The organism is Herbaspirillum sp. B65 (assembly GCF_000333555.1).
Classification (GTDB): Bacteria; Pseudomonadota; Gammaproteobacteria; order Burkholderiales; family Burkholderiaceae_D; genus Herbaspirillum; species Herbaspirillum rubrisubalbicans.
In genome coordinates this window covers 1-1151 of record NZ_BADI01000100.1, presented here as the reverse complement: position 1 = coordinate 1151, position 1151 = coordinate 1, and the positions used below count along the sequence as shown (strand labels likewise).

General features: G+C 59.2%; 2 pseudogenes. Both read right to left on the bottom strand.

What is annotated here, in order from left to right:
• A pseudogene (locus I5W_RS02875) lies at nucleotides 1-856 on the bottom strand (phage late control D family protein); the annotation flags it as partial.
• Nucleotide 857: 1 nt separating this feature from the next.
• Nucleotides 858-1151, bottom strand: a pseudogene (locus I5W_RS02870) (hypothetical protein); the annotation flags it as partial.

Sequence of the window (1151 nt, the reverse complement as noted above, 5' to 3'; positions counted from 1 at the left end):
TCTTGAGCATCTGCGCCTTGGCCCAGGAGGTCAATTCATCGTTGCTTTGCGCCGCCGACGTCTGCAAGGTGAAATTATCCAGTTTGGCCACGCCCGCCAAGGTCTTGCTGCTCAGGTTTCCCGGCCCGGCCAGGTTGTTGCCGGCTTCGGCATTGATCAGTTTCTGAGTCTGGTAGTCCCAGGCGGTGGCCGTCACCTTGGCCAGTTGCGTCAGTGCGTTGAGCTCGGCATGGAAGGCCAGCAGGTTGCTGCCATAGCTGGCCGTCATGACCGGACTGGTCTGGGCCGTGGGATCAAACACGCTGACTTTGTTGTTGATCGTGCTGACCACCATGCTGTTGACCTCGGCCCGGCTGAGCATGAAGTCCCAGTCGCTCACATAGTATTGGACCAGCTCCGGGATGTTCGTGGTGGTCGCACTGACCGAAGCCGACAAGCCGGCCTGACTGATCAGGGCGGAAATCGCATCGCTGTCCTTGCTTTTGCTCCAGGCGCAACTCTTGCGCCCGATCGTCATCTGGATGGCCTTGTCCTTGCACTCCACCTCCAGCACCGGCCCATGCTCGTTTTCCACCCGCAGCGCCTGTTTGATGACGATGCCCTCGAACACGATCACATTGGTTGCGTCATAGCCGACAGCGATGCTTACCGTATTGCCGGGGACGAAGGTACTGGAAGCGCTGACGGTAAAGTCTTCCAGCGCCGGGTCGCCGTCGAGGATCACCAGCGTGGCGCCGGAAATGCGATTAATTCCCTGCTTGACCCGGATGGACAATATCTGGCAGGTATCGGGAATCACTGCTCCATTGGCCTTGACCTGATAGGTGATGACGCTGCCGATGACGGGACTGTTCATATTATGCCGTTTTGCTTGCGGTTGCCGCGGGAACACCCTGCACCAGCGGCGGAACGATGATGGTGGAGCCGGGCTTGAGCTGGCGGAATTTGTTCAGGTCATTGACCTGCGCAATTTGAATGTAGTAATTCGACGAGCGATAAATCTGTTGTGCAATCTGCGGCAGGCTGTTGCCCTCGCTGATGACGATGCGATGCGTCATGTCGGGCGACTTCTGGTCGGCCTGGCGTGCCGCCGTGGCCGGGTCGATGTACGAGGTAAATTCCAGCGACGCCCGCGCCCGCAGGGGGGTACC